Here is a 24,835-nt window from a genome sequence, read left to right as displayed (position 1 = left end):
CTGCGGATGCCGCTCGGATCAGCCCTGGCCGTTGGAGCAGGTGTTCTGCGCCGCGGTCTGCCCGGTGATGCTCGCGTCGAGCACCTCCGACGTGGAGGACGGCGCGGGGGTCGGCGTCGAGCCGTCCGTCGGGGGCTCCTCCGTCGCGGGCGGCGTGGTCGCGCCGTCGGCGGGGACGCTGCCGGACTCGTCGGACGGCGCGGCCTGGCCGAGGGAGAAGTCCGCGTCCGACGCGAGCAGGCCCACCAGCTGCGCGGCGGCCGCCTCGTCGGGCTGCACGCGGCCGTTGGCGAGCACCGTGCCGGGGTACTGCAGGAAGCACGACGTCGTCGAGCGGGATGTCCTTGAAGGCGAGCGCCACCGAGACGAGCGTGTCGAGGTCCGCGAGCGAGGTGGACAGCTGCATGTTGTCGACCACGGCGCGTCGCGATGCCGTACAGCTTCGCGGGGTTCGTCAGCGTGTCCGTGCTCTTGATGGTCCGCACGAGAGCGCTGAGGAACACCTGCTGGTTGCCGATCCGGGAGATGTCGCTGCCGTCGCCCACGCCGTAGCGCGTGCGGAGGAACTGCACGGCGTCCTTGCCCTTGAGGCTGTGGAGGCCCGGGTCGAGCGACAGGTCGGTCTTGGGGTCGTAGATGCCGTTGGCCACGCACACCTCGACGCCGCCCACGGCGTTGGACATCTCGACCACGCCGTTGAACTGCACGACGCCGCCGTACGGGATGTCGAGGCCCGTGAGGCCCTCGACCATGCGCACGGTGCAGTCGAAGCCGCCCCGGGACAGGGACTCGTTGAGCTGCGCGCGCGTCGATGCCGCGTACTGAGTGCCATCGGCGACCCTCGCAGGCGGGGATCGGGACGAGCATGTCGCGCGGGAACGAGACGACCGTGGCGCGGGTGCTGTCCTCGCTGATGTGGAGGAGCATCGTCACGTCGTTGAGCGTCGCCGTGCCCACGTCCGCCGCGGCGCCGTACCCGTCGCCCTGGCCCGGCGCGGCTGTCGCTGCCGACGATGAGGATGTTCGCGCCGCCGTCGATGCCGCCGAGCGACGGCGGGAGGGACTGCCCGCCGGAGATGTCGACCTGGTTGGCGGAGACCGTGCGGGAGAGGTCCCAGAAGGCGATGGCGACGACGGAGACCGTCGCGACGAGCGACACCGCGGCGATCGCGGCGACGGCCTTCGCCACCGCGCGACCGGCGCTCGGGGCGCGCAGTCGTCCGTGGCGGGCGATGCCGCTGACGCGGGCCCGATCGGCGCGGGTCCTCTGGGGGGCATGCTGCATGGTGGGTCTCTCGTCGCCGGGCGGGGAGGCTCGGGCGTGGTCGCCCGGATCCCCACAGGGTAACCGAGGCCGGTGGAGCGTCTCCTCGGCGCGCGGCCGGATGCGCTAGGAGCCTGCCGCGCCCGCCGGGGCGCCGCCCCGGTGGTCGGCGCGGAGGTGCGCGTCGAGGAACGCGTCGATGCGGCGCCACGCGTCCGCCGCGGAGGCGGGCTCGGGTCCCATGCCGACGGCCCGCAGCACGGGACGCAGCGGGCGCGGACCCGTCTCGGCGTCGTTGAGGAACGCGTGACCGGCGTCCGGGTACTCGCGCACGTCGTGCGGGATCCCGTGCACGGCGAGGGCGGCCTCGAGCCGGTCGGCGGATCCCGCCAGCTGACGGTCGCGCCCGCCGTAGCTGGCGACGATCGGGCAGGCGCCGTCGAGCACGCCGTCGAGGTCCGCCGGGAGCATGCCGTAGTTGACGCTCGACGCGTCGAAGCCGCGGGAGGCCGCCGCGAGGGCGAAGCCGCCGCCCATGCAGAAGCCGATGACGCCCACGCGTCCGGTGCAGTCGGCCCGGCCGACGAGCAGCCGGCGGGCGGACTCGACGTCGACGAACGCGCGCCCCTCCCCCGCGGCGAGCGTGCGGAACGTGGACACGAGGCAGCGGCGCGCGCCGCCGGCGGAGAAGAGGTCGGGCATGAGCGCGAGGAACCCGGCCTCCGCCAGGCGCTCGGCCTGGCGGCGCATGACGGCGGTCACGCCGAACGCCTCGTGCACCACCACGACCGCCGGCCACGGCCCCTCGCCCTCGGGCACGGCGAGGACGCCGTGGAGGCCCGGAGACGCTCCGGGGCCGGCGGCGGGCAGCGGGATCTCGGTGAGCGTGACGGGCATGCCCTCACGCTAGGGCGCGACCGGGCCGCCGCCGCGGCGGGACCACGACCCCCAGCGAGCCGTCAGGCGAAGCGGGTCAGCCCCGACCCGCGCGGCTCTACGCGGGTCGGCGCGGGTCGGAGCCGATCAGCGCCAGGCGGTCGGGCCCACGGACCCGGCGCGGTACTCGGCCATGGGCACGCGGTCGCCCTTCCAGGCGCGCATGACGGGCGCGACGATGCGCCAGCAGCGCTCGGCCACGTCGCCGCGGACCGACAGGCGCGGATCGCCCGCGAGGATGCCGTCGAGCACCTCGCCGTACGGCGTGAGCTCCGGCTGCGCGAACTGCGTGCGGAAGGTGGCCTGGGTGAGCGTGAAGGGCTCGCCCGTGCCGTCCATGGTGACCTCGAGCGAGATGCTGTCGGGCTTCAGGTCGATGACGAGCCGGTCGGGCCGGGCCGACCCGTGGGAGCCCTCGGGGCAGGTGCGCCACGGGCTTGAACGTGACGACGATGCGCTTGGACGCCTCCTTGAGGGCCTTGCCCGAGCGCAGGCGGAACGGGACGCCGGCCCAGCGGGCGTTGGCGATGCCGAAGGTGACCTCGGCGAGCGTCTCCGTCTGGTTCGCGGGGTCCACCCCGTCCTCCTTGGCGTAGGCGGGGACCTTGGCGCCCTCGACGGATCCCTGCGGTGTAGCGGGCGCGGCGGCTGTGCGCCACCGGGTCGCCGTCCCACACCTCCGTGGCGCGGAGCACCGAGGCGATGTTCGAGCGCAGGTCGTCCGGGTCGATGCTGGCGGGCGGCTCCATGGCGAACACCGCGAGCACCTGCAGCAGGTGGCTCTGGATCATGTCGACGAGCGCGCCCGACTTGTCGTAGTACGCGGCGCGGCCCTCGAGCGCCAGGGTCTCGTCGTAGAGGATCTCGACCTTCTCGATGTCGCGCGCGCTCCACACCGACTCGAAGAACCGGTTGGCGAAGCGCAGCGAGACGAGGTTGAGCACCGTGGAGAGGCCGAGGAAGTGGTCGGTGCGGTGGATGCGGTCCTCCGGCACGAGCTTCAGCAGCTGGCGGTTCAGCTGGGCTGCGCTCCGGCTGTTCGACCCGAAGGGCTTCTCGAGCGCCAGCGTCGTGCCCTCCGGCAGGTCGATCCTCTCGAGCTGCTCGCACACCTTGATGGAGATGGCCGGCGGGAGCGCGAAGTAGAGGGCGGGGGCGCCCTCGCACGCCTCCAGGATGCGCTTCAGGTCGTCGAGGTCGGTGGGGTCGGCCTGGACGTACCTCGTGGACGAGACGATGCCCGCCGCCCGGCGCCCCGTGGCGTCCACCGAGTCGAACGCGGCCTTGACCGTGCCCGTCCACTCCTCGGGCGTCCGCTCGCTCCGACCGGTGCCGATGAGCTGGATGCGGCGCCCCCGATCGCTCGCCACGAGGCTGCCGAGACCCGGCAGGAGGAGGCGTTCCGTGAGGTCGCCGCTGGCGCCGAGGATGACGAGGGTGGAGGGTTCGCTGGTCATCCTCCGAGACTACGGGTCGCGACCGCGCGGGAGCCGACCTAGACTGGGCGAGTCGAACATCTGTTCGAACGACGCGTCCGGGGAGGACGCGAGGGGACATCGCCGGGAGGTGCACGTGAGCTTCACCCACCTGCACGTCGCGTCCGCGTTCTCCGCCCACTTCGGCACCACGGCGCCCGAGACGCTGGTCGACCGGGTCGCCGAGCGCGGCGCGTCGGCCGCGGCCGTCACCGACCGGGACGGGCTCTACGGGGCCGTCCGCCACATCCGCCGCTCCATCGCGGCCGGGGTCTCCCCCGTGGTCGGCGCGGAGCTCGGCCTCACGGGCGAGCACCCGGGCCGCGTGACCGTGCTCGCCCACGGCGGCGTGCAGGGGCAGGGCTGGGCGGCGCTCAGCCGCCTCATCAGCGCGAGCCACGGGCGCGGCACCGCACGGAGCACCGCGCGCAGCGCGCCGGCGGGGATCCCGCGCACCCGTCCGCCCGCGTTCCTCCTCGGCGAGGACGGGCCCGTCGGCACGGTCATGCTGGGGCCGGACTCCGACGTCGGCCGGGCCGTCGCGGCGGGCGACCACGCGCTCGCGTCCCGCCACCTGGCCGAGTGGTCGAGGCTCCTGCCCGGCGCGGTCGTCGTCGAGGTGGTGTGCCACTACACGGAGCCCGGCGAGTCCGCGAGCCTCCGCCACGCCGCGCGGATGATGGAGCTCGCCGACGCCCACCGCGTCCCCGCCGTGCTCACCAACGCCGTCCGCTACCTGGAGCCCGACGACGCCCTCACGGGCGACGTGCTCGACGCCGCGGGCACCCTCCGGCCGCTCGGCTCGTTCCGCCTCCAGCCCAACGGCCAGGCGTGGCTCAAGCCGCCCGCCGAGATGCAGGGCATCGCCCGGGAGATCGCGGGCACGTCGTCGCTCGACCGGCGGGCGGGCGAGGCGCTCCTGCGCGCCACCGAGGAGCTCGCCGACCGCTGCCGCCTCGATCCGGACTCGGACCTCGCCTGGCGGAAGCCGAAGCTGCCGGAGAAGTCGGTCATCGGCGTCACGGGCGACCCGGACGAGGCGCTCTGGCGGAAGGCGGAGGCGGGCGTCACCGAGCGGTTCGGGCACGTCGACGAGTCGATGCGGCAGCGCGTGCTCGCCCGCATGCGCACCGAGCTGCAGACCATCACGGGCTTCGGCTTCGCCACCTACTTCCTCACCGTCGCCGACGTGTGCTCCCTCATGCGCGACATGGGCGTCCGCAACCAGGCGCGGGGATCCGGCGCGGGCAGCCTCGTCAACTACCTCCTGCGCATCTCCAACGTCGACCCGCTCGAGCACGACCTCCTCTTCGAGCGCTTCCTCGGCAAGGTGCGCTCGACGCTGCCCGACATCGACATCGACGTGGAGTCCGCCCGGCGGCACGAGGTCTACCACCGGGTGTTCGAGAGGTACGGCAGCAACCGGGTCACGCTGCTGTCGATGCAGAACACCTACCGGGCGCGCGGCGCCGCGCGCGACGCGGGGCTCGCGCTCGACCTCGACGAGCAGCAGATCGACTTCATCGCCAAGAACATCTGGCGCTTCAACGCGCGGGAGTTCCGCGAGGTGCTCGAGACGAAGCCGGAGCTCAAGCCCATCGCCGACCTCGTGCGCGACGACCCGAGCATCGACCTGCTGGTCGACCTCACCGAGCGGCTCGACCGCCTCCCCCGGCACATCTCCATGCACCCGTGCGGCGTGATCCTCGGCGACTCCGACCTCCTCAGCACGAGCCCCGTGCAGCCGAGCGGCATGGGCCTGCCCATGAGCCAGTTCGACAAGGACGACATCGACGACATGGGGCTCCTGAAGCTCGACATCCTGGGCGTCCGGATGCAGAGCACCATGGCCTACGCGCTGGAGGAGATCCACCGCATCCACGGCACGCGCTCGGCCGTCGCGGGCGGCGTCCCGGTGGACGCGCGCTACGTGCACCGCGACGGCCGCATCGAGCTCGACGAGATCCCGCACGACGACGAGGAGACGTTCCAGGCCATCCGCACCACCCACACGCTCGGCATGTTCCAGATCGAGTCGCCTGGCCAGCGGGAGCTCATCGGCAAGATGCAGCCCGACGTGTACGAGGACCTCATCGCCGACATCTCGCTGTTCCGGCCGGGCCCCATGAAGGGCAACATGGTCGCGCCCTTCCTCGACACGAAGCACGGCATCACCCGGCCCGACTACCTGCACCCCCGGTTCGCGCCGTTCCTCGCGCCCACCTTCGGCGTGGTCATCTACCACGAGCAGGTCATCCGCATCTTCGCGGACTGCATGCAGGTCTCCCTCGCCGAGGCCGACGAGCTCCGCCGCAACATGGAGCGGCAGGACACCGTGGTCGAGGCCGCCTTCCGGGAGCGACACGGCCCGGCACGTCGACGGGCGCACGGGCGTGCGCCCGTTCTCCGACGCCGACGTCGAGCGCGTCTGGAAGGCGCTGAAGGGCTTCGGGTCGTTCGGGTTCTGCAAGGCGCACGGCGCGGCGTTCGCCCTGCCCACCTGGCAGAGCGCGTGGCTGAAGACCCACTACCCGGCCGAGTTCCTCGCGGGGATCCTCACCCACGACCCCGGCATGTACCCCAAGCGCCTGCTCCTCACCGAGGCCCGGCGCATGGGGGTGCCCGTGCTGCCGCTCGACGTGAACCTGTCGCGGGGCGTCTACCGCGTGGAGCGCGTGGAGGGCGAGGCGACCACGGGGCGCACGCGGATCGGCGAGCTGGGCATCCGGCTGTCGCTGCAGGACGTGCACGGCATGAGCGCGGCCGAGATGGAGCGCATCGAGCGGGGGCAGCCCTACGACTCCATCACCGACTTCTACGCGAAGGCGCAGCCGTCGCGCGCGCTGCTCGAGCGGCTGGCCGCGGTGGGCGCGCTCGACTCGCTCGCGACGTCCGCCGACGACCTCGCCGCCCGCGGACCGGCATCCCGCGGCGACGTCATGGCGTTCGTCCGGCGGCTCACGGCGCGCGCCGCGCGGCCCGCGGATCCGTCGGGGCAGCTGCCGCTGTTCGTCGACGACCGCGACCTCATCCCGCGCGGCTCGCCCGACCCGGACGGCCGCGAGCGGGTCGTGGCCGAGCTCGACATCCTGCAGATGGAGGTCACCGAGCACGTGCTGGAGAGCTACCGGCCGATGCTCGACGAGCTCGGGGTCGTCCCGGCGGGCGACCTGCTGGGGATGCGCAGCGGATCCGAGGTCGTCGTCGCGGGGATCCGCATCGCCACCCAGACCCCGCCCATGCGCAGCGGCAAGCGCGTCGTGTTCATCAGCCTCGACGACGGCACCGGCTGCTCCGACTCCACCTTCTTCGACGAGGCGCAGCAGCGGGCGGGGCCCATGCTGTTCGGCACGCGCCTGCTCGTCATCCGCGGGCGCACGCGGCGCACGGGCGAGCGCGGCGTCTCCATCCAGGCGGAGGACGCGTGGGACCTGAAGGAGATGTGGGCGCGCTGGCAGGACGCCCGGCGGCAGCGCGCGGCGGCGGGCGGCGGCGACGGTGCCGAGGGCGACGAGGCCCGGGTCGCCTGACCGGTCCCGCTCCGGGATGATGGAGGCACCCGAGACCGCCGCCGGAGGCCGCACGTGCGCATCACCACGACCGTCCGCACCACCACGCGGATCCCGTTCGTCCAGGTGGTCAAGACCTCGGTCGCCGCGGTCATCGCCTGGTTCGCCTGCATCGCCCTGCTGCCCGCGCAGCTGCCCATCTTCGCGACCATCGCCGCGCTGCTGGTCGTGCAGCCGAGCATCAACCAGACCTTCGGGAAGGCGGTCGAGCGCAGCCTCGGCGTGATCACCGGCGTGGTGCTCGCGCTGGTCCTCGGCCTGGCGTTCGGCACGTCGAGCGGCGTGGTGCTCGCCGCGGTCGTCGTGGCGGTGCTCGTGGGCTGGGTCTTCCGGCTGACGCCCGGGTCGAGCACGCAGATCCCCATCAGCGCCATGCTCGTGCTCGCGATCGGCCAGCTCTCGCCGGTCTACGCGGTCGACCGCATCGTGGAGACGATCCTCGGCGCCGCCATCGGCGTCGTCGTCAACCTCGCGATCGCGCCGCCCGTGCTGCACGAGGCGAGCCGACGCGCCGTGGTGGGCCTCGCGGGCGACTGCGCCGCCGCCCTCGACCGGCTGGCCGGCGCGCTGGCGGAGCCCGTCGACCGGGAGGAGCTGCACCGCATGCTGCTCGTCGCCCGCGAGCTGCGGCCGCGGCACACGCAGGCCGTCGCCGAGGTCGACCGGGGGCTCGAGAGCCTGACGCTCAACCCGCTCCGACGGCGGCACCGGACGCTCCTGGAGGCCGACCGGGAGCTGCTCGCGACGCTCACCGTGCTGGTCAACCGGATCGTCGGCATGACGCGCGCCGTGCACGACCGCTACGACCCGTCGCTCGCCGAGGAGCCGGTGGTGCGCGGCATCGCGACCGAGCTCACGCGGGCCGCCCACGACGTCCGCCTGCTGGCCGAGCACGCGATCCCCGTCGACGGCGAGGCCGGCGCGCCCCCGCACGAGGAGCCGGCGCTCACCGCGCCCCTCGTGGTGATGCAGCCGAGCGAGGAGCACTGGATCCTCATCGGCTCGCTCCTGGAGGACATCCGCCGCATCCGCTCGGAGATCATCGGCGGAGCCGAGTGACACGGCCGCTCCCCGGTTACAGCCCGCTCGAGCTCGACCCGGATCCCGGCGCCTCGGGCCTCGTGCCCGGCACCACGCCGACGGGCCTCGGCGCCGTGCGGCACCACCACGCGGAGCGCCGCGGCTCCGACACGGCGACGGTGATGCTGCACGGCGCCGCCGGCTCCTGGACCACGTGGACGCCCCTGCTCCGCACCGCGCGCCAGGCGGGCGTCCCCTTCTCGGACGTGGTGGCGATCGACCTGCCCGGATGGGGCGGCTCCGAGCTCGACGCGACGGACGGGGAGGCCACCGTCGACGCCATCGCCGACGCCGTCCGCGCGGTGGTCGACGGCCTCGGCTACGCGCGCTGGCGCCTCGTCGGCCACTCGATGGGCGGCTTCATCGCCCTGCACCTGGCGGCCCGGGAACCGGGTCGCGCGGTCTGCCGTGGAGCTCGTCTCCCCCACCACCTACTCGGTCATCGAGAGCGTCGCGCATCCCGTCCGCGCGTTCCGGGTCATCCCCGGCTTCACGATGATGCTCGGGGTGATGCGCACCATGCGCCGCCTCGGCCGCCCGGGCACCGCGCTCATCCGCGGGGTCGGCCGCATCCGGCTGATGCGCCCCGTCGCCCTGCCGCTCTTCGCGCACGGCTGGCGCGTGCGCGCCTCCGTCGTCGCGGCCATCGCGACGGAGGCCCGTCCGCGCGCGTTCTCCCTCGCCGCGGAGGTCACGCGCGGCTACGACGCCGACGGGCTCTGGGCGCGCATCGTGTGCCCGGTCGTCGCCGTGCGCGGCGACGACGACGTCTTCGTCTCCCCGGCCGACCTCGGCCTCCTCGCGCGCACGATCCCCACGCTCCGGTCGACGGTCGTCCGGGACGCCGGGCACTTCGCGCACGTCGAGCGCCCCGTCGAGACCCTGCGCGCGCTCGGCCGCCTCGGCTGAGCCGGACGGCGGGCACGACGACGCCCCCTGTCCCGGGAGGAGAGGGGGCGTCGGATCCGCGGAGCGCGGGAGGTGCGGGGCCGGAGCCCCGCGGGGTGGCTAGGCCGCGGGGGTCGCGAGGACCGCCTGGATGTCCAGCGTGATGGTGACCTTGTCGCCGAGCAGCACGCCGCCGGTCTCGAGGGCCGCGTTGTAGGTGAGGCCGAAGTCCTCGCGGTTGACGACCGCGGTGGCCGTCGCGCCGAACTTGGTGTTGCCGTACGCGTCCTTGCCGAAGCCGCCGAACTCGACGTCGAACGTGACGGGCTTGGTGACGCCGCGCATCGTGAAGTCGCCGTCGATCTTCGCGTCGCCGTCCGCCTCGACGCGCACGGCGGTGGAGACGAAGTCGATGGTGGGGTTGTTCTCGGCGTCGAAGAAGTCGTTGGTGCGCAGGTGCTGGTCGCGGTTCGGCTCGTTGGTGTCGATCGAGACGATGGTCGCGTGGGCCTTCACCGAGCTCTGCTCGGGGGTAGCGCCGGTGACGATCTCGGCGTCGAAGTCCTTGAACGTGCCCTTGACCTTGCTGATCATGATGTGGCGGATGCTGAACCCGACCGAGCTGTGGGTCTTGTCGATGGTCCAGGTGCCGGCGATGTATCCGGGGACGGTGGTGGTGTCGCTCATGTTGGTGCCTCTCGTACGGGGTCATGGGTCGGGCCGACGGCCTCGAGGGTATGCAAGCGCATGGATCCGGGATCCATTCCCGATTCATTTGCGAGTTCACGTACTTTTCGGGCGCTGTTGCCCGGCGCGTAGCGTGGCGGGATGCGCGCGATCACCTTCCCCGCCCCCGGCGGCCCCGACGTCCTCTCCCTCAACGAGCTCCCCGACCCGGTCGCCGGGTCCGGCGAGGTCCTCATCCGCGTGGCCGGCGCGGGCGTCAACCGCGCCGACCTGAGCCAGCGCGAGGGCGCGTACCCGCCGCCCGCCGGGGCCCCGACGCACCTCGGCCTCGAGGTGTCGGGCACCGTCGAGGCCGTCGGCCCGGGCGCCTCGCGCTGGAGCGTGGGCGACCGCGTGTGCGCCCTGCTCGCGGGCGGCGGATACGCGGAGCTCGTCGCCGTCGACGAGCGCCACGTCCTCCCGGTGCCCGACGGGCTCGACCTCGTGGAGGCGGCGGGCCTGCCCGAGGTGGTGGCGACCGTGTGGTCGAACGTCGTGCTCGACGCGCGGCTGCAGCCCGGCGAGACGCTCCTCGTCCACGGCGGGTCGAGCGGCATCGGCACCATGGCGATCCAGCTGGCGACGCGGCTCGGCGCCCGCGTGGCCGTGACCGCCGGCAGCCCGGCGAAGCTCGAGGCCTGCCGCGCGCTCGGCGCCGGGATCCTCATCGACTACCGCGAGGAGGACTTCGTGGCGGCGCTCCTCGCGGCCACCGACGGGCACGGCGCCGACGTCGTGCTCGACGCGATCGGCGGCGACTACATCGACCGCGACATCCGCGCCCTCGCCCGCGACGGCCGGATCATGGTGATCGGCGCGCAGAGCGGGGCGCCGACGAGCATCGCGCTCGGGCAGCTGATGGCGCGCCGCGGGCGCGTGTGGGGCACGACGCTCGCGCGCGGGACGCCGACGACAAGGCGCGGATCATCGCCGCGATCCTCGCGGACGTGTGGCCGGCGGTCGCCGACGGCTCCGTGCGCCCCGTCGTCGACCGGGTCTACCCGCTCGCCGACGCGGCGGACGCCCACGCCCGCGTGGCGTCCTCGGCGCACGTCGGGAAGGTGCTGCTCGCGGTCCAGGCCGGCGACGCCGCGCTCGTCAGCGGTGGTACTCCGTCATGAGGGGCTCCTGCCGGGGTAGTCGATGGAGGGCACGGCGCGGTAGATCACGTTCGTCGCCATCCCCTCGCACGGGTCGACGGGGACCTCGAGGTGCGGGACCCGCGGGCTCCTGTGCGTGGGCTCCCGCAGCTCCTCGCCGACGTGCTCGCACGTCTCCATCCGCCAGAAGCCGGAGGCCAGGCCCCTGCCCTCCTGCATGGCGCGCTGGATGAACGCGTCCTTCGCCGCGCAGGTGGCGCTCCCCTCCTTCCACACCTTCACGATGTACGCCTCGGACACCGCGCCGTTCGGCATGATCCGGTACCCCCGCAGATGCGGTGCCCCGCCTGCGCCTCGGCGGGCGCGGCGGGGACGAGCACAGCGGCCGGCAGCACGGCGAGGACCAGCGCGAGGCCGAGGACCCGGCCGGTCTGCCGGGCGGGGGCGGTGGTCGGGATGGTGCGCGGTGCGCTCGTCGGAGCGGGCATGGTCGTCCTGTCGGATGGAGGGGCGGTCGGGCGGCGAGGCCCGACGGCACCGACGGGGGCGGTCGATGCACGGGGCCCGGACATCCTGACGGCTCCGGCTGCCGGCGCGCGGCGGGCCTCCACACCGCTCAGGCGGCTCCGTCCGAGGGCTCGCGCCCGGCCACGGGCTCCGCCGGGGTGCCGGCCCCGCGCCGGGAGCGGATGCCGACGAGCGACACCAGCCCGCCCGCGACGAGCAGCGCCGCGGTCACGAGCACGACCCGATGGAAGGCGGCCACGTCGAGCACGGGCCCGGCGACGAGGCCGATGGCGGCGATGGCGACGAGGCCGGCCACGCGGCTGACGGCGTTGTTGACGGCCGACGCGATGCCGGCCTGCGCCGACGGCACGGCCTCGAGGATCGTCGACGTGAGGGGCGCGACCGTCATGGACAGGCCCAGGCCGAACACCAGGATGCCGGGGAGCAGCTGCCCCAGGTAGTCGATGGGCTCGCCGACGCGGAGCATCAGCAGGTAGCCCGCGCCGGCGACGATCGGCCCCACGCCCATGAGGAGGCGCGGTCCGATGCGCCCGGCCAGCGCGCCGAACCGCGTCGACAGCAGCAGCATGATGACCGTCGTGGGCACCAGCGCGAAGCCGGCGGACGTGGCCGAGAGGCCGCCGGTCTGCTGGAGGAACACGGCGATGACGAAGCCGCCGAGCGACAGCGCGCCGTAGATGCCGACGGTCGCCAGGTTGCCCACCAGGAAGTCCCGCTCGCGGAAGAGGGAGAGCGGCAGCATCGGGTGCGGCGTCCGCCACTCCCGCACGACGAAGAGCACCAGGCACGCGACGCCGACGACGAGGCTCCCGATCACGAGCGGATGCCCGAGGCCCAGCCGCGACTGCTCGATGAGCGCGAATACGGGGCCGCCGATGCCGAGCGCGCCGAGCACCGCGCCCGGCGTGTCCACGCGCGTGCCGTCGGCGACCGGCGCATCGTGCGGCAGCCGGGCGAGGAGGACCAGGGTCACGGCGATGGGCAGCACGTTGATGCCGAACACGAGCCGCCAGTCGAGCGCGTCCACCAGCACTCCGCCGAGGACGGGGCCCACGAGCATGGCCGTGCCCGTCCACGCCGTCCACGAGCCGATGGCGCGCGCCTGCGCCGGGCCCCGGAAGGCCTGCGCGATGAGCGCCAGCGAGCTCGGCACGAGGAGGGCCCCGGCCGCGCCCTGGGCGGCGCGTGCCGCGATGAGGATCCCCGCCGTCGGGGCGACCGCGCAGATGAGGGACGTGACGCCGAAGCCGACGAGCCCGCAGCGGAGCACCCGCACGCGGCCGAAGGCGTCCGAGAGGGAGCCGGCGAGGAGGATCAGGGCCCCGAGCGTGATGAGGTACGCGTCGACCACCCACTGCTGCACGACGAGGCCGCCGCCGAGGTCGTCGCCGATGGCGGGGAGCGCGACGTTCACGACGGTGCCGTCGAGGAAGGCGACGAGGAGGCGAGGACCGCCACCACCAGCACGGTGCGCCCGCGGCCGTCCGCCGACGCCCCCGACCCTCCGTCGGCCGGGCCGTCGGGACGGGCGGACGGGGCGGCGGCACGGGGCATGCGCTCGAGTATGCGCCGTGGCGGCGCCCGGTCAGGCGGGCGGGCGGCCCGCGGATCCCGCCCGGTCGATCGCGGCCTCCACGCGCCGCAGCACGTCCTCGTCGCCCATGATCCGGAAGTGGCCGGAGGCCGCGACGCGCTCGTCGACGGCGCCCTCGAGCGCGCTCCCGCCGGGGATGTGCGGGTCGAACCGCGCGAAGACGCTCGTGATGCGCGCGTTGACCTCGCGCGAGCGGCCGAGCTCCACGAGCGCCTGGTTCCGCGGCGAGAAGTCGCGGATGCTGCGGACCGGGAACAGCCGCGCGTACGAGGAGCCGAGGAACGGGGCGTTGATCGCCACCATCGCGCGGATCCGCCGGTCGGGGTCCCCGAACGCCATCAGGTGCTTGCCGATGAGGCCGCCCTTGCTGTGCGCGACGATCACGACGTCGTGGATGTCCTCGGCCTCGAGGTAGGCCCGGGCGCGTCGCGACATCTCCGCGACCCGGCCCGCGTCGGCGCCCAGCGCGCCGACGACGTGCACGCCGTGCCCGCGCGCGTGCAGCCGGCGGATGATCGGCAGCATGAACTGCCACCGCTCGTACACGCCCGGCAGCACGAGGATCGTCGGCCGGTCGTCGCGACCGTCCTCGAACGCGTGCGCGTCGTCGCGGGACCAGGGTCGCCGCGAGCCGCCAGCGGAGGACGTAGGCGTAGTCGAGCGCCCAGTCCCACGCCTTGCCGCAGCGCCGACAGCGGGGCGAGGCCGCCGGGTGCGTCCCGTCACTCGCGTGCCACCCGTCCATCCTGCCCGGGCCCGACGGGGGTGCGGGGTCCGGCCGCGCTCCGCGGACCGGCCGGGTCAGCCGACGCGGGCATGCTCGATCGACGGCCCGGGCGACGCCCACGGGATCCGTGAGCATCACGACGTGCGGCCCGTTCGCCACCCGCAGGCTGCCGCGCGGGATCGCGGCGGCCAGGGCGCGCGCGAAGGATCGGTCGACGACGGCGTCGCGGTGCCCGACGATCACCAGGGTGCGGGCGCGGATCCGGCCGGCGCGCTCCTCGACGCGGTCGCCGATGAGGTGCGGCAGCTGCCGCAGGTAGTAGCGGATGCCGCAGCGCAGGAAGTAGTCGCCGAGCACCACGGCGTTCGAGAGCAGCGGCTCCCGCAGCGTGTCGTGCGCGAGGGCGAGCCCGGCGCGGACGACGCCGCGCTTGCGCGGGTCGAGCGTCGGCGCGATGAGCACGATGCGGTCGGCGATCTCCGGGTGGTCGACGGCGAGCCGGGCGACGATCTGCGACCCGATGGAGTGGCCCACCACCACGGGGTCGACGAGGCCGTGCATGCGCACCACCTCCGCGACGACGGCCGCGTGGTCGGCGAGCGTCACGTCGCGCCGCACGCGCGGCGACTCGCCGTAGCCGGGCAGGTCGACGGCGTACACGTCCCCGTGCTCGGCGAGGAGGGCGGCGACCGGGTGGAAGTAGCGGGACGAGACGCCGATCCCGTGCACGAGGACGAAGGACGGTCGGCGCGCCGGGGAGCCGGCGGTCCCCGAGATGCCGGCGGGACCCGCCGAGCCGATGCCCGCGGGCGCGGACGACCGGGTGCGCCCGGCGTTGGCGCCCGGCGAGCGGAACACCTTGATGGCCACGCGGAAGCCGAGCACCGTGCGGCGCTCGAGGTCGTGGTCGACGGGGATGGCCCGGGAGCCGTAGCGACGGGAGAGCAGGAGCCAGCGCGGCGGCGACGACTCGGTGCGGTGGACGTCCCCCGGTCGCCGGACGCGGGCGAGCCTGGGCGAGGGGGAGCGCATCCTCTGCACCCTAGCGGGCCGCCGCCGGGGGTCCGCCGTGGCAGGGACCGCGCGCGCCCGGGCGATGGGAGGATGGAGCACCCGCCCACCCCGAGGAGACCCGATGAGCCCCGACTGGTCGAGGACGACCCTCGCCGACCTGCCCCTCCGCGACGGACTCCGCGGCGAGGAGCCCTACGGGGCCCCGCAGCTCGACGTCCCCGTGCTCCTCAACGTCAACGAGAACCCGTACCCGCTGCCCGACGAGGCGGCCCGCGCCATCAGCCAGGCGGTCCTCGAGGCCGCGGGGCGGCTTGAACCGCTACCCGGACCGCGAGTTCCTCGAGCTCCGCACCGAGCTCGCCGACTACCTCGCGGCCGACAGCGGGCTCCCGCTCGGACCGGAGAACGTGTGGGCGGCCAACGGCTCCAACGAGGTCCTGCAGCAGGTCCTCCAGGCCTTCGGCGGGACCGACCGCGTCGCCCTCTCCTTCGCGCCGCACTACGCGATGTACCCGGAGTACGCGCGCAACACCCTCACCACGTGGGTCTCGGGCCGCCGCCAGGAGGACTTCACGCTCGACCTCGGGAACGTCACGGCGCTCGTCGAGCAGCACCGGCCCGCCGTCGTCTTCCTCACCTCGCCGAACAACCCCACGGGGACGGCGCTCACCACGCGCGAGATCGAGCACGTCCTGTCCGTGGCGCCGGGCGTGGTCGTGATCCACGAGGCCTACGCCGAGTTCCGGCGCGCGCGGGCGTCCCAACGGCCGTCGCTGCTCCCGGACCACCCGCGGCTCATCGTGTCGCGCACCATGAGCAAGGCGTTCGCGTTCGCGGGCGGCCGGCTCGGCTACCTCGCGGCGTCGCCCGCGGTGGTCGACGCGCTCCGCATCGTGCGCCTGCCGTACCACCTGTCGCGCATCACGCAGGTGAGCGCGACGGCGGCGCTCCGCCACAGCGGCGTGCTGCTGGCGCAGGTCGCGTCGCTCCGGGCGGAGCGGGACGCCCTCGTCGACTGGCTCCGCGGACGCGGCTTCGAGGTCGCGCCGTCGGACGCCAACTTCGTGCTCTTCGGCCGCTTCCCCGACCGCCACGCGGTCTGGCAGGGGCTGCTCGACCGCGGCGTGCTGATCCGCGAGACCGGGCCCGAGGGCTGGCTGCGCGTCTCGGTCGGCACGCCCGAGGAGACGGCCGCGTTCCGCGACGCGCTCGACGACGTGCTCGGGACGCCGCGCGACGCCTGACCGATCGACCGCGGGCTCGCGGCGGCGGGTGCCGGGCCCGCACCCGCGTCAGGGCCGGAATCGGATCCCGGTCGCGTCCTCAGCGGCGGCCCACAGCTGCTCCGCTACCGCGGCCGAGCGCGCGTGCTCCGCGACGAAGGCGGGCGCCGGCGCGCCCCGGAGCTCGGACGGGCCGGACGGGCCCCAGAAGGCCCCGCCGCTCACGCCGTCCGCGACGGCCGCGTGGACGACGGGCCAGGCGCCGGCGTCCTTGCCCTGGACGAGCACCCGGGCGGGAGCGGCGACGCGTCGGCGGACGGCGGCGGATCCCGTCGCGAGTGCGCCCGGATCCTGCGGCGGCGTCAGCACGTCGACCGCGTACCCGGGATGCGCCGAGAGGGCGATCCGGTCGGATCCGGCGGCGCGCCACCGGCGGTCGAGCTCGGCGGCCAGCATCATGCACGCGGTCTTCGAACGGCCGTAGCGCACGAGCGCCGGCATGCGGCCCTCCCCCGCGAGGTCGCCGAGGTCGAGGGGCGAGAAGCGGTGCGCGAGGGATCCGAGCATCACGACCCGTCCACGGGCGCGGAGGCGCGGGGCGAGACCGGCGACGAGCGCGAGGTGCCCGAGCGCGTTGGTGCCCATCATCTCCTCGAAGCCGTCGACCGTGGTGCGGCGGTGCCGTGCGCGGCCGCCCGCGGGGGTGACGCCGGCGTTGGCGACGATGGCGTCGAGGTCCTCGCGGACGGCGGCGACGCACGCGTCCACGCTGTCGAGCCGGGCGAGGTCGAGCGGCACGACCTCCACGTCGGCCCCCGGGACGCGCGCCTGGACCGCCCGCGCGGCGGCGTCCCCGCGCTCGGCGGAGCGGCACGCGAGGAGCACGCGCGCACCCGCGGCGGCGAGCTGCACGGAGGTCCAGAGGCCGACGCCGCCGTTGGCGCCCGTGACGAGCACGGTCCGTCCGGCGAGCTCCGGCAGCTCCGGCGCCCCCGCCGCTCCCGTGGCCCCGACGCTCACGAGAGCGTGCCCACGCGCGTCACGCGCACGACGGCCTCGCCGGCCTCGTTCGACGCGTCGAGGTCGACGACCGCCTCGATCCCCCAGTCGTGGTCGCCCTCGGGGTCGTGCAGCGCCTGGCGGACCCGCCACTCGGTCGCGTCCTCGGTGATGGTCACGAGCGCCTGGCTGCGGGCGTCGCCGTCGGTGAGGATCCGGTCGTACTCGCCGAAGTAGGCGTCGAGCGCGTCGCCCAGGCATCCGCGTCGAAGCCGGACGGCGCGTCCAGCTCGCCGAGTGCGGCCAGGTCCTCCCGGGCCGTCAGCTGCACGCGGCGGAACATCTCGTTGCGCACGAGGATCCGGAACGCCCGGGTGTTGGCGGTGAGCAGCTTCGGCGCGGGCGGCAGCACCGGCGCGTCGCCGGGCGCTGCGGTCGGGTGCGACAGCTCCTCCCACTCGTCCAGGAGGCTCGAGTCGACCTGGCGCACGAGCTCGCCCAGCCACTCGATCACGTCGAGCAGCTCCTCGGTCTTCGCCTCGTCGGGGATGGTCTGGCGGAGCGCCCGGAACGCGTCGGAGAGGTAGCGCAGCACCAGCCCCTCGGAGCGCATGAGCCCGTAGAAGGAGATCAGCTCGCTGAAGCTCATCGCGCGCTCGTACATGTCGCGGACCACCGACTTGGGGCTGAGCGCGAAGTCGCCGATCCACGGCTGGCTCGCCGCGTACGTCGTGAACGACTGGTCGAGCAGCTCCTCGAGCGGCTTCGGGTGTGTGACGGACTCGAGCAGCTCCATGCGCTCGTCGTACTCGATGCCGTCCGCCTTCATCGCCTGCACGGCCTCGCCGCGGGCCTTGAACTGCTGCTGCGCGAGGATCGGCCGCGGGTCGTCGAGCGTCGCCTCGACGACGCTGACCATGTCGAGCGCGTAGGTCGGCGACTCGCGGTCCAGGATCTCGAACACCGCGACCGCGAACGGCGACAGCGGCTGGTTGAGCGCGAAGTCGGCCTGCAGGTCGACCGTGAGGGTGATGCGCGTGGGCCCGCCGTCGGGGTCCGCCTCCTGCTCGACGATGCCCGCGGTGCGCAGCGTCCGGTAGATGGCCAGTGCGCGGCGGGCGAGCGCGAGCTGGCGGATCCGCGGCTCGTGGTTGTCCTCGACGAGGGCGCGCATGTTCCGGAAGACGTCGCCGCCGCGCGCGATGACGTTGAGCATCATGGCGTGGCTCACCTGCATGCTCGAGGTCAGGCGCTCCGGCTCGGCGTCGATGAGCTTGCGGAAGCTCGGCTCGCCCCACGACACGAAGCCCTCGGGCGCCTTCTTGCGCACGAGCTTGCGGCGCTTCTTCACGTCGTCGCCCGCGCGCTCCAGCATCTTCAGGTTCTCGGTCTCGTGCTCGGGCGCCTGCGCGACCACGGTGCCCGCGGTGTCGTACCCGGCCCGGCCCGCGCGGCCCGCGATCTGGTGGAACTCGCGGGCGTTCAGCTGCCGCATCCGGGTCCCGTCGTACTTGGTCAGGCCCGTGAACAGCACCGTGCGGATGGGGACGTTGATCCCGACGCCGAGCGTGTCCGTGCCGCAGATGACGCGGAGGAGACCCTGCTGCGCGAGCTGCTCCACGAGCCGCCGGTACTGGCGCAGCATGCCCGCGTGGTGCACGCCGATCCCCGCGCGCACGAGCCGCGACAGGGTCTTCCCGAAGGCCGTGCTGAAGCGGAACGCGCCGATCAGCTCGGCGATCTCGTCCCGCTGCTCGCGCGTGACGATCTTGATGCTGGACAGGGCCTGCGCCCGCTCCAGGGCGGCGGCCTGCGCGAAGTGCACGATGTAGACGGGCGCCTGCTTCGTGTCGAGGAGCTCCTCGACCGTCTCCTGCACGGGCGTCACCGCATAGTGGAAGAAGAGGGGGACGGGCCGCTCGATGCCCGTGATCCGCGCGGTCGGGCGGCCGGTGCGCCGCGTGAGGTCGTCGGCGAGGTCCGTCACGTCGCCGAGCGTCGCGGACATCAGCACGAACTGCGCGTGCGGGAGGAGCAGCAGCGGCACCTGCCACGCCCAGCCGCGCTGCGGGTCCGCGTAGAAGTGGAACTCGTCCATCACGACCTGGTCGACGGGGGTGTCCGCGCCGCCGCGGAGCGCCCGGTTGGCGAGGATCTCGGCGGTGCAGCAGATGATCGGAGCATCGGGGTTCACCGACGAGTCGCCCGTGACCATGCCGACCTGCGCCGCGCCGAAGAGCTCGACCAGCGCGAAGAACTTCTCGGAGACGAGGGCCTTGATGGGCGCCGTGAGTAGGAGCGGCGGCCGCGGGCGAGCGCCGCGAAGTGCGCGGCGACCGCGACGAGCGACTTGCCCGTGCCGGTCGGCGTCGAGAGGATGAGGTGGGCGCCGGACGCGATCTCGAGGGCCGCCTCGTCCTGCGCCGGGTATAGCTCGATGCCCCGCCCGAGCGCCCAGTCCGCGAAGGCGTCGTAGATCGCGTCGTCGGTCGCCCCGTCCACGGCGAGACGCGCCGCCTCCTCGGTGAGCGTGGGGGCGAGGGCGGTGTCGGGCATGATGCGTCCATCCTCCCTGCCCGCCTGACGGCGGCACGCCGGGGCCGCGCCCGGCCGCGCGCCGTCGGGTCGGCCCGTCGCGGGTTGTCCACAGGCCGCAGGACGCCTCCGGTGCCAGCGCCTAGGTTCGCCGGATGCCGTCCCTCCCGCTCGACCCGAATCACGGGCGCACCCCCGCCGACCGCGCCGCGGAGCGCGAGCCCGCCCCTCGCGCCGCGCAGCCCGCGCAGCCCGCGCCCGTCGACCCGGAGACGGAGCGGGCGCGCCGGCGCGACCGCCGCACCGGGGTCGTCGCGCTCATCGTGGCCAGCGTCGTGCTCTGGGCGCTCATCGCCGCCGCGGTCGCGTTCGCGTTCGCGTTCGCGGCCAGCCGCTAGGGGGCCCGCGGCGGCGGCCTCCCGCCCGCCGGAGCGCTCCGCACCGCCCGGGTATGATCTCCTGTGCCCTCCGACGCCCTCCCCGACGACCCCGCCCAGCCCGTCGATCCCCCCGTGCCCGTCGACCCCGCCGCGACCGTCCACCCCGCCGCCGGCGCCATCGACCCCGCCGACCTCGCCGTCACGCTCCGCGTCCTCGGCTCCTCGCCGACATCGACGAGGAGCACCCGACTTCGTCGCCGTGCGCCGCGCCACCGCGTCCATGTTCAAGTCCGTCAAGAAGGCCTGCCGGCTGGAGAAGCGCGAGGCCGTCGCCACCGCCGACCGCGCCGTCGTCGCCGCCACCGCGACGGGCGCGCCCGACCGCATCGACGACGAGACCCGCGGCATCTCGCCTCGCCATCACGACGGCCGCCCCGACCGCCGGCACGCTCCTCCGCTCGCGGCCCTGCTACATCTGCAAGCAGCACTACACGCAGGTCGACGCGTTCTACCACGAGCTCTGCCCCGACTGCGCCCGCATCAACCACGCGAAGCGCGAGGCGCGCACCGACCTCACCGGCATGCGCGCCCTGCTCACCGGCGGCCGCGCCAAGATCGGCATGCACATCGCCCTGCGGCTCCTCCGCGACGGCGCGCACACCACCATCACCACCCGGTTCCCCCGCGACGCCGTCCGCCGGTTCGCGGGCCTGCCGGACGCGCACGAGTGGGTGCACCGCCTCCGCGTCGTCGGGCTCGACCTCCGCGACCCGGCGCAGGTCATCGGCCTCGCCGACGCGGTCGCCGCCGCCGGACCCCTCGACATCCTCATCAACAACGCCGCGCAGACCGTGCGCCGCTCCCCCGGCTCCTACGCCCCCCTCTCCGAGGCCGAGGCGGCGCCCCTGCCCGACGGCCCGATCCCGGAGCTCCTGACGTTCGGGCACACGGCCGACGCGCACCCGGCGGCACTCGCCGCCAGCGTCGCCGCGCACCCCATCCTCTCCACCGCCACGGGCATCACGGCGGCGGAGGTCACGGAGCTCGCCATGACCGCGGGGTCCTCGTCGCTCGCGCGCCTCGCGGCGGGGACGGCCATCGACGCGGGGGGCCTCGTGCCGGACCTGCACGACGCGAACAGCTGGACGCAGGTGGTGCACGAGGTGGATCCGCTGGAGATGCTCGAGGTGCAGCTCGCCAACGTGACCGCGCCGTTCCTGCTCGTCAGCCGCCTGCGGCCCGCGATGGCGGCGTCGACGGCCCGGCGCAAGTACGTGGTCAACGTCAGCGCCATGGAGGGGCAGTTCGCCCGCGCCTACAAGGGCCCGGGCCACCCGCACACGAACATGGCGAAGGCGGCGCTGAACATGATGACGCGCACGTCGGCCCGCGAGATGCGCGAGACCGACGGGATCCTCATGACGAGCGTCGACACCGGCTGGATCACCGACGAGCGTCCGCACCCCACGAAGGTGCGCCTCGCCGAGGAGGGCTTCCACGCCCCGCTCGACCTCGTCGACGGCGCCGCGCGCGTGTACGACCCCATCGTCATGGGCCAGGCGGGCGAGGACATCTCCGGCGTGTTCCTGAAGGACTACCGCGTCGCCGAGTGGTGACGCGCGGCACCCCGCGGAGACGACGAGGGGCCCGGACCCGCGCTGCGGTGTCCGGGCCCCTCGTCGTACGGCGGCTACTCGACGGCGTCGAGGTCGCTCTCGAGCAGCGCCGCGAGCCTCGTCGAGCGCGGCGTCCGCGCCGTCGCCCTCGGCCGTGAGCACCGACCTCGTCGCCGTTGGCGGCGCCGAGGCTCATGAGCGACAGGACGCCGCGTGGCGTCGAGCCGGCGTGCCGCCCGGCTTGCTGATCCTCACGGGCATCCCCTGGCGCCGGACGGCCTCGATGAACAGGGACGCGGGTCGGGCGTGCAGGCCCACGCGGCTGCCGATGGTGGCGGTGCGCTCGGTCATGGACGATCTCCTTCTGGTGGGGCGGATGGGCGGTGGCGGTGAACAGGCGGGGTCGGGGTCGGGCGGGGTCGTGAGCAGGCGGCGGGCCGTCAGGCGGCGACGGGCACGCCCTGGTCGACGGGCGCGGGATGGCGACCGCCTCGGGGCGCTTCGCCGTGAAGCGCTTGAGCAGCACCGACAAGAGGAACGCGGAGACCACCGTGCCGACGGCGACCGAGGCCAGGAACCCGAGGAACGTCCCGGTCCATCGCGAAGAGCACCGAAGACGCCGCCGTGCGGGGCCTGCGAGACGACGCCGAGGCCCATGACCATGGCGCCCGTGACGCCGTCCCCCACCATGCTCGCGGGGATGACGCGCAGCGGGTCGACCGCGGCGAACGGGATGTAGACGCCCTCCGAGATGAACGCGGCGCCGAGGAGCCACGCGGCCTTGCCGTTCTCGCGCTCCGCCGGGCTGAAGAGGCGGCGGATCGATGACGGTCGGAGGCGAGCGCCAGGGCGAGCGGCGGCACCATGCCCGGCGGCCACTGACCGCGGCCATGATCCGCCACGGCGCCTCGTTGTCGAGCGCCCCGGCGCCGAGGCCGGCGACGGCGAAGCGAGTGCGCGACCTTGTTGATCGGGGCCGCCGAGGTACGATGCACATCATGACGCCGAGGATGATCCCGAGCAGGATCGCGGAGGCGCCGGTGAGGGCCGGAGAGGAAAAGTCGTTCAAGCCGCGGGTGAGCGCCGCGATGGGGCCGCCGAGGACCATGACCATGAGGCCGGACGCGACGATGGAGGCGAGCAGCGGGATGATCACGACGGGCGTGAAGATCCGGCGCAGCCACCGCGGCACGTCGATCCGGCCGATGGCGTAGGCGATGCCGCCGGCGAGGAGGTCCTGCCGACCAGGCCGCCGAGGAAGCCGGCGCCCAGTGGATCACGGAGATGGACCCCGCGACGAAGCCCGGCGCCATGCCCGGCCGGTCGGCGATGGCGTAGGCGATGTACCCGGCGAGGGCGGGCACGAGGAACGCCATGGAGGCGCCGCCGATGACGAAGGCCACGGCACCCAGGTACTGGGCGAGGCCGCCGCGCGGGGAGGTCGGCGAGCGAGATCCGCAGCAGCGACGTCGGACGCCGTCTCGGTGATGCGGTAGCCGCCGAGCAGGAAGCCGAGCGCGATGAGGAGGCCGCCGCCCGCGACGAACGGGATCATGTAGCTGACGCCCGTGAGGAGCCAGCGCTTGAGCCGCGCGCCGACGCTCTGCGACGACTGCGGCGAGGCCTGCTGCGGATCCGGCGTGGACGCGCCGCCCGCGCCCGGGACGCGCGGGGCGCTCGGGTCCTTCGCGGCCGCGACGGCCTCGGCGACCATCTGGTCGGGCTGATCGATGCCGCGCTTGACGGGCGACTCGATGACGGGCTTGCCGGCGAAGCGCGCGCGGTCGCGGACGTCCGCGTCGACGGCGAAGATCACGGCGGTCGCCCGGGCGATGATCGCGGGGTCGACGGGCGTGACCGCAGGAGGACCCCTGCGTTCTCGACGTGCAGCTCGACGCCCGTCCCGCTCCGCCGCGGCCGACGAGCCGGAGTTCGGCGGCCATGTAGGTGTGGGCGATGCCGGTGGGGCACGCGGTCACCGCGATGAGCACGGTGTGCGTCGGCCGCGGGCTGCGGTCGCCGCGGCGGTCGCGCCGGTCCCGACCGCGTTCGACGAGGCCGTCGCCGGTGCCTTCGATGCCGGGCGCCCGTCGAGGAGGCCGGCTCGTCCACGAGCGCGCCCTCCACGAGGGGGACCGACCTGGTCCTCGGAGGTCGCGGTGCGGAGCGCCTCCACGAACTCCGGCTTGATGAGCAGGAGCGCGCGAGGCGCGACAGCAGCACCAGGTGCTCCTGGTCGGCGCCGTCCCGGCGCGGGCGGCGAAGAAGACGAGGTCGGCGGGGCCGTCCGGCGCGCCGAAGTCGACGGTGGGCGCCGGGCGGGCCATGACGAGGGCGGCCTCCGGTGACGGCGGCGGATCGGCGGTGCCGGATCGCGAGCCCCCGCCCATGCCGGTGCCGGTCTTCGACTCGCGCTCCCAGGCGTCGGCGAAGAGGGCGTCGGCGTCGGTGGCGCGGCCCTCGGCGACGACGCGCTCGGCCAGCGTGCGGACGGCGTGCTCGCGGTCGGCGCCGAGCGTCGGCGTCGAGGAGCACGAGGCGGTCCGCGATGAGCGATGGCATGTTCTTCTCCAGGGCGGGCGGTTCAGCGATCGGCGGCGATCGGGAGGAGCGGCAGGACGGTGACGCTGTCCGGCCGTGTCTGGTCGGGGGACGGCATGGTGCTCCCCGGCAGGGGACGCGGCGGCGGAGCCGCTGGGCGACGGGCCTGCGCGAGCCGCCCCTCGGGTCCGGCGCCGCGGTGGTCGGCCAGCAGGTAGCCCGCGAGCGACGAGTCGCCCAGCGCCCACGGTGCTCACGGGCACGATCGGCGGCATGGTGGCGTGCTCATCCTGCCGTCGGCCGTGGTGAGGACGGCACCGCGGGCGCCGAGGGTCGCGAGGACCGCCCGGCAGCCGCGGGAGACGAGGGCCCGGGACGCGTCGTGCACGAGGCGCGGGTCGTCCTCGAGCGCGTCGGGGTCGGCGAGGCCCACCAGCTCGGCGAGCTCCTCGGCGTCGGGCTTCACGAGGTCGACGACGGCGCTCCACGCGACGTAGCGCCGCCATGGGCGCGCCCGAGGAGTCCACGGCGATGCGCGGCGCGCGGTCGCCGAGCTCGGCGCGGACGGCGTGCACCACGCGCGCGCGGCGAAGTCGTCGTCGAGCCCGGCGGCAGGGACCCGGCGAGCACCAGGGCCGGC

The 24,835-nt window shown here is 74.5% G+C and carries 12 protein-coding genes and 11 pseudogenes; 9 read left to right on the top strand and 14 right to left on the bottom strand.

Annotation, left to right across the window (positions count from 1 at the left end; genetic code table 11):
- Positions 1-18 precede the first annotated feature (18 nt).
- From ACZ411_RS05820 to ACZ411_RS05805, 4 genes and pseudogenes are all read right to left on the bottom strand, one after another.
- Positions 19-297 (bottom strand): hypothetical protein, encoded by a 279-nt coding sequence (locus tag ACZ411_RS05820; RefSeq protein WP_464169139.1) that lies wholly within the window; start codon positions 295-297, stop codon positions 19-21.
- A 233-nt stretch (positions 298-530) separates the two neighbouring features.
- A pseudogene (locus tag ACZ411_RS05815) lies at positions 531-785 on the bottom strand (LCP family protein); the annotation flags it as partial.
- A 605-nt stretch (positions 786-1,390) separates the two neighbouring features.
- Positions 1,391-2,161 (bottom strand): dienelactone hydrolase family protein, encoded by a 771-nt coding sequence (locus ACZ411_RS05810; RefSeq protein ID WP_464169137.1) that lies wholly within the window; start codon positions 2,159-2,161, stop codon positions 1,391-1,393.
- 126 nt (positions 2,162-2,287) lie between these two features.
- A pseudogene (locus tag ACZ411_RS05805) lies at positions 2,288-3,657 on the bottom strand (glucose-6-phosphate dehydrogenase).
- A gap of 115 nt (positions 3,658-3,772) precedes the next feature.
- Between ACZ411_RS05805 and ACZ411_RS05800 the strand changes: the two are divergent.
- From ACZ411_RS05800 to ACZ411_RS05785, 4 genes and pseudogenes are all read left to right on the top strand, one after another.
- Positions 3,773-7,205: pseudogene (locus ACZ411_RS05800) on the top strand (DNA polymerase III subunit alpha).
- Positions 7,206-7,259: 54 nt separating this feature from the next.
- Positions 7,260-8,303 (top strand): FUSC family protein, encoded by a 1,044-nt coding sequence (locus ACZ411_RS05795; protein WP_094115737.1) that lies wholly within the window; start codon positions 7,260-7,262, stop codon positions 8,301-8,303.
- Positions 8,304-8,446: 143 nt separating this feature from the next.
- Positions 8,447-8,671: pseudogene (locus ACZ411_RS05790) on the top strand (alpha/beta fold hydrolase); the annotation flags it as partial.
- A gap of 61 nt (positions 8,672-8,732) precedes the next feature.
- Positions 8,733-9,233, top strand: a complete 501-nt coding sequence (locus tag ACZ411_RS05785) for an alpha/beta fold hydrolase (RefSeq protein ID WP_464169288.1) — start codon at positions 8,733-8,735, stop codon at positions 9,231-9,233.
- 99 nt (positions 9,234-9,332) lie between these two features.
- Here the strand turns inward: ACZ411_RS05785 and ACZ411_RS05780 are convergent, their stop codons facing one another.
- The gene (locus ACZ411_RS05780; protein WP_104291068.1) at positions 9,333-9,899 is read right to left on the bottom strand and encodes a YceI family protein; all 567 of its coding nucleotides are present in this window, start codon (positions 9,897-9,899) and stop codon (positions 9,333-9,335) included.
- 141 nt (positions 9,900-10,040) lie between these two features.
- On the opposite strand from ACZ411_RS05780, the pseudogene ACZ411_RS05775 reads away from it, so the two are divergent.
- Positions 10,041-11,059 (top strand): annotated as a pseudogene (locus ACZ411_RS05775) (NAD(P)H-quinone oxidoreductase).
- On the opposite strand, the gene ACZ411_RS05770 reads toward ACZ411_RS05775, so the two are convergent.
- The 4 genes and pseudogenes from ACZ411_RS05770 to ACZ411_RS05755 form a co-directional block, all read right to left on the bottom strand.
- Positions 11,054-11,353: a hypothetical protein gene (locus ACZ411_RS05770; RefSeq protein WP_464169134.1), complete on the bottom strand. Its 300-nt coding sequence runs from the start codon at positions 11,351-11,353 to the stop codon at positions 11,054-11,056. The pseudogene ACZ411_RS05775 and the gene ACZ411_RS05770 sit on opposite strands and share 6 nt — an antisense overlap.
- 301 nt (positions 11,354-11,654) lie before the next feature.
- Positions 11,655-13,120: pseudogene (locus ACZ411_RS05765) on the bottom strand (MFS transporter).
- 31 nt (positions 13,121-13,151) lie between these two features.
- Positions 13,152-13,718 carry an esterase/lipase family protein gene (locus ACZ411_RS05760; protein ID WP_464169286.1) on the bottom strand — a complete coding sequence of 189 codons (567 nt, stop codon included), beginning with the start codon at positions 13,716-13,718 and terminating at the stop codon, positions 13,152-13,154.
- 622 nt (positions 13,719-14,340) lie between these two features.
- Positions 14,341-14,919: pseudogene (locus ACZ411_RS05755) on the bottom strand (alpha/beta fold hydrolase); the annotation flags it as partial.
- Positions 14,920-15,022: 103 nt separating this feature from the next.
- Here ACZ411_RS05755 and ACZ411_RS05750 point away from each other — a divergent pair.
- A pseudogene (locus tag ACZ411_RS05750) lies at positions 15,023-16,145 on the top strand (histidinol-phosphate transaminase).
- 48 nt (positions 16,146-16,193) lie between these two features.
- Here ACZ411_RS05750 and ACZ411_RS05745 read toward each other — a convergent pair.
- Both ACZ411_RS05745 and ACZ411_RS05740 read right to left on the bottom strand, forming a co-directional pair.
- On the bottom strand, positions 16,194-17,144 hold the full coding sequence (locus ACZ411_RS05745) for an SDR family NAD(P)-dependent oxidoreductase (protein ID WP_464169132.1): 951 nt from the start codon (positions 17,142-17,144) through the stop codon (positions 16,194-16,196).
- Positions 17,141-19,679: pseudogene (locus ACZ411_RS05740) on the bottom strand (DEAD/DEAH box helicase). Before ACZ411_RS05740 ends, ACZ411_RS05745 begins: the two are co-directional and overlap by 4 nt.
- Before the next feature lie 134 nt (positions 19,680-19,813).
- Between ACZ411_RS05740 and ACZ411_RS05735 the strand changes: the two are divergent.
- Both ACZ411_RS05735 and ACZ411_RS05730 read left to right on the top strand, forming a co-directional pair.
- Positions 19,814-20,056 carry a hypothetical protein gene (locus tag ACZ411_RS05735; protein ID WP_464169130.1) on the top strand — a complete coding sequence of 81 codons (243 nt, stop codon included), beginning with the start codon at positions 19,814-19,816 and terminating at the stop codon, positions 20,054-20,056.
- Between the two features lie 114 nt (positions 20,057-20,170).
- Positions 20,171-21,654 (top strand): annotated as a pseudogene (locus tag ACZ411_RS05730) (SDR family NAD(P)-dependent oxidoreductase).
- A 192-nt stretch (positions 21,655-21,846) separates the two neighbouring features.
- On the opposite strand, the gene ACZ411_RS05725 reads toward ACZ411_RS05730, so the two are convergent.
- The gene (locus tag ACZ411_RS05725) at positions 21,847-22,533 is read right to left on the bottom strand and encodes an HPr family phosphocarrier protein (protein WP_464169128.1); all 687 of its coding nucleotides are present in this window, start codon (positions 22,531-22,533) and stop codon (positions 21,847-21,849) included.
- Between the two features lie 11 nt (positions 22,534-22,544).
- On the opposite strand from ACZ411_RS05725, the gene ACZ411_RS05720 reads away from it, so the two are divergent.
- A complete protein-coding gene (locus ACZ411_RS05720) occupies positions 22,545-22,868 on the top strand; it encodes a hypothetical protein (RefSeq protein WP_464169126.1) in 324 nt (107 codons plus the stop codon).
- A 62-nt stretch (positions 22,869-22,930) separates the two neighbouring features.
- Here ACZ411_RS05720 and ACZ411_RS05715 read toward each other — a convergent pair whose 3' ends face one another.
- Both ACZ411_RS05715 and ACZ411_RS05710 read right to left on the bottom strand, forming a co-directional pair.
- Positions 22,931-23,470 (bottom strand): hypothetical protein, encoded by a 540-nt coding sequence (locus ACZ411_RS05715; RefSeq protein WP_464169124.1) that lies wholly within the window; start codon positions 23,468-23,470, stop codon positions 22,931-22,933.
- A 978-nt stretch (positions 23,471-24,448) separates the two neighbouring features.
- A pseudogene (locus ACZ411_RS05710) lies at positions 24,449-24,685 on the bottom strand (PfkB family carbohydrate kinase); the annotation flags it as partial.
- Between the last annotated feature and the right edge of the window lie 150 nt (positions 24,686-24,835).

This window comes from Clavibacter sp. AC415, from assembly GCF_979252985.1.
The sequence above is the reverse complement of the archived record's forward strand: the minus strand, read 5'-3'. Positions and strand labels throughout refer to the sequence as shown.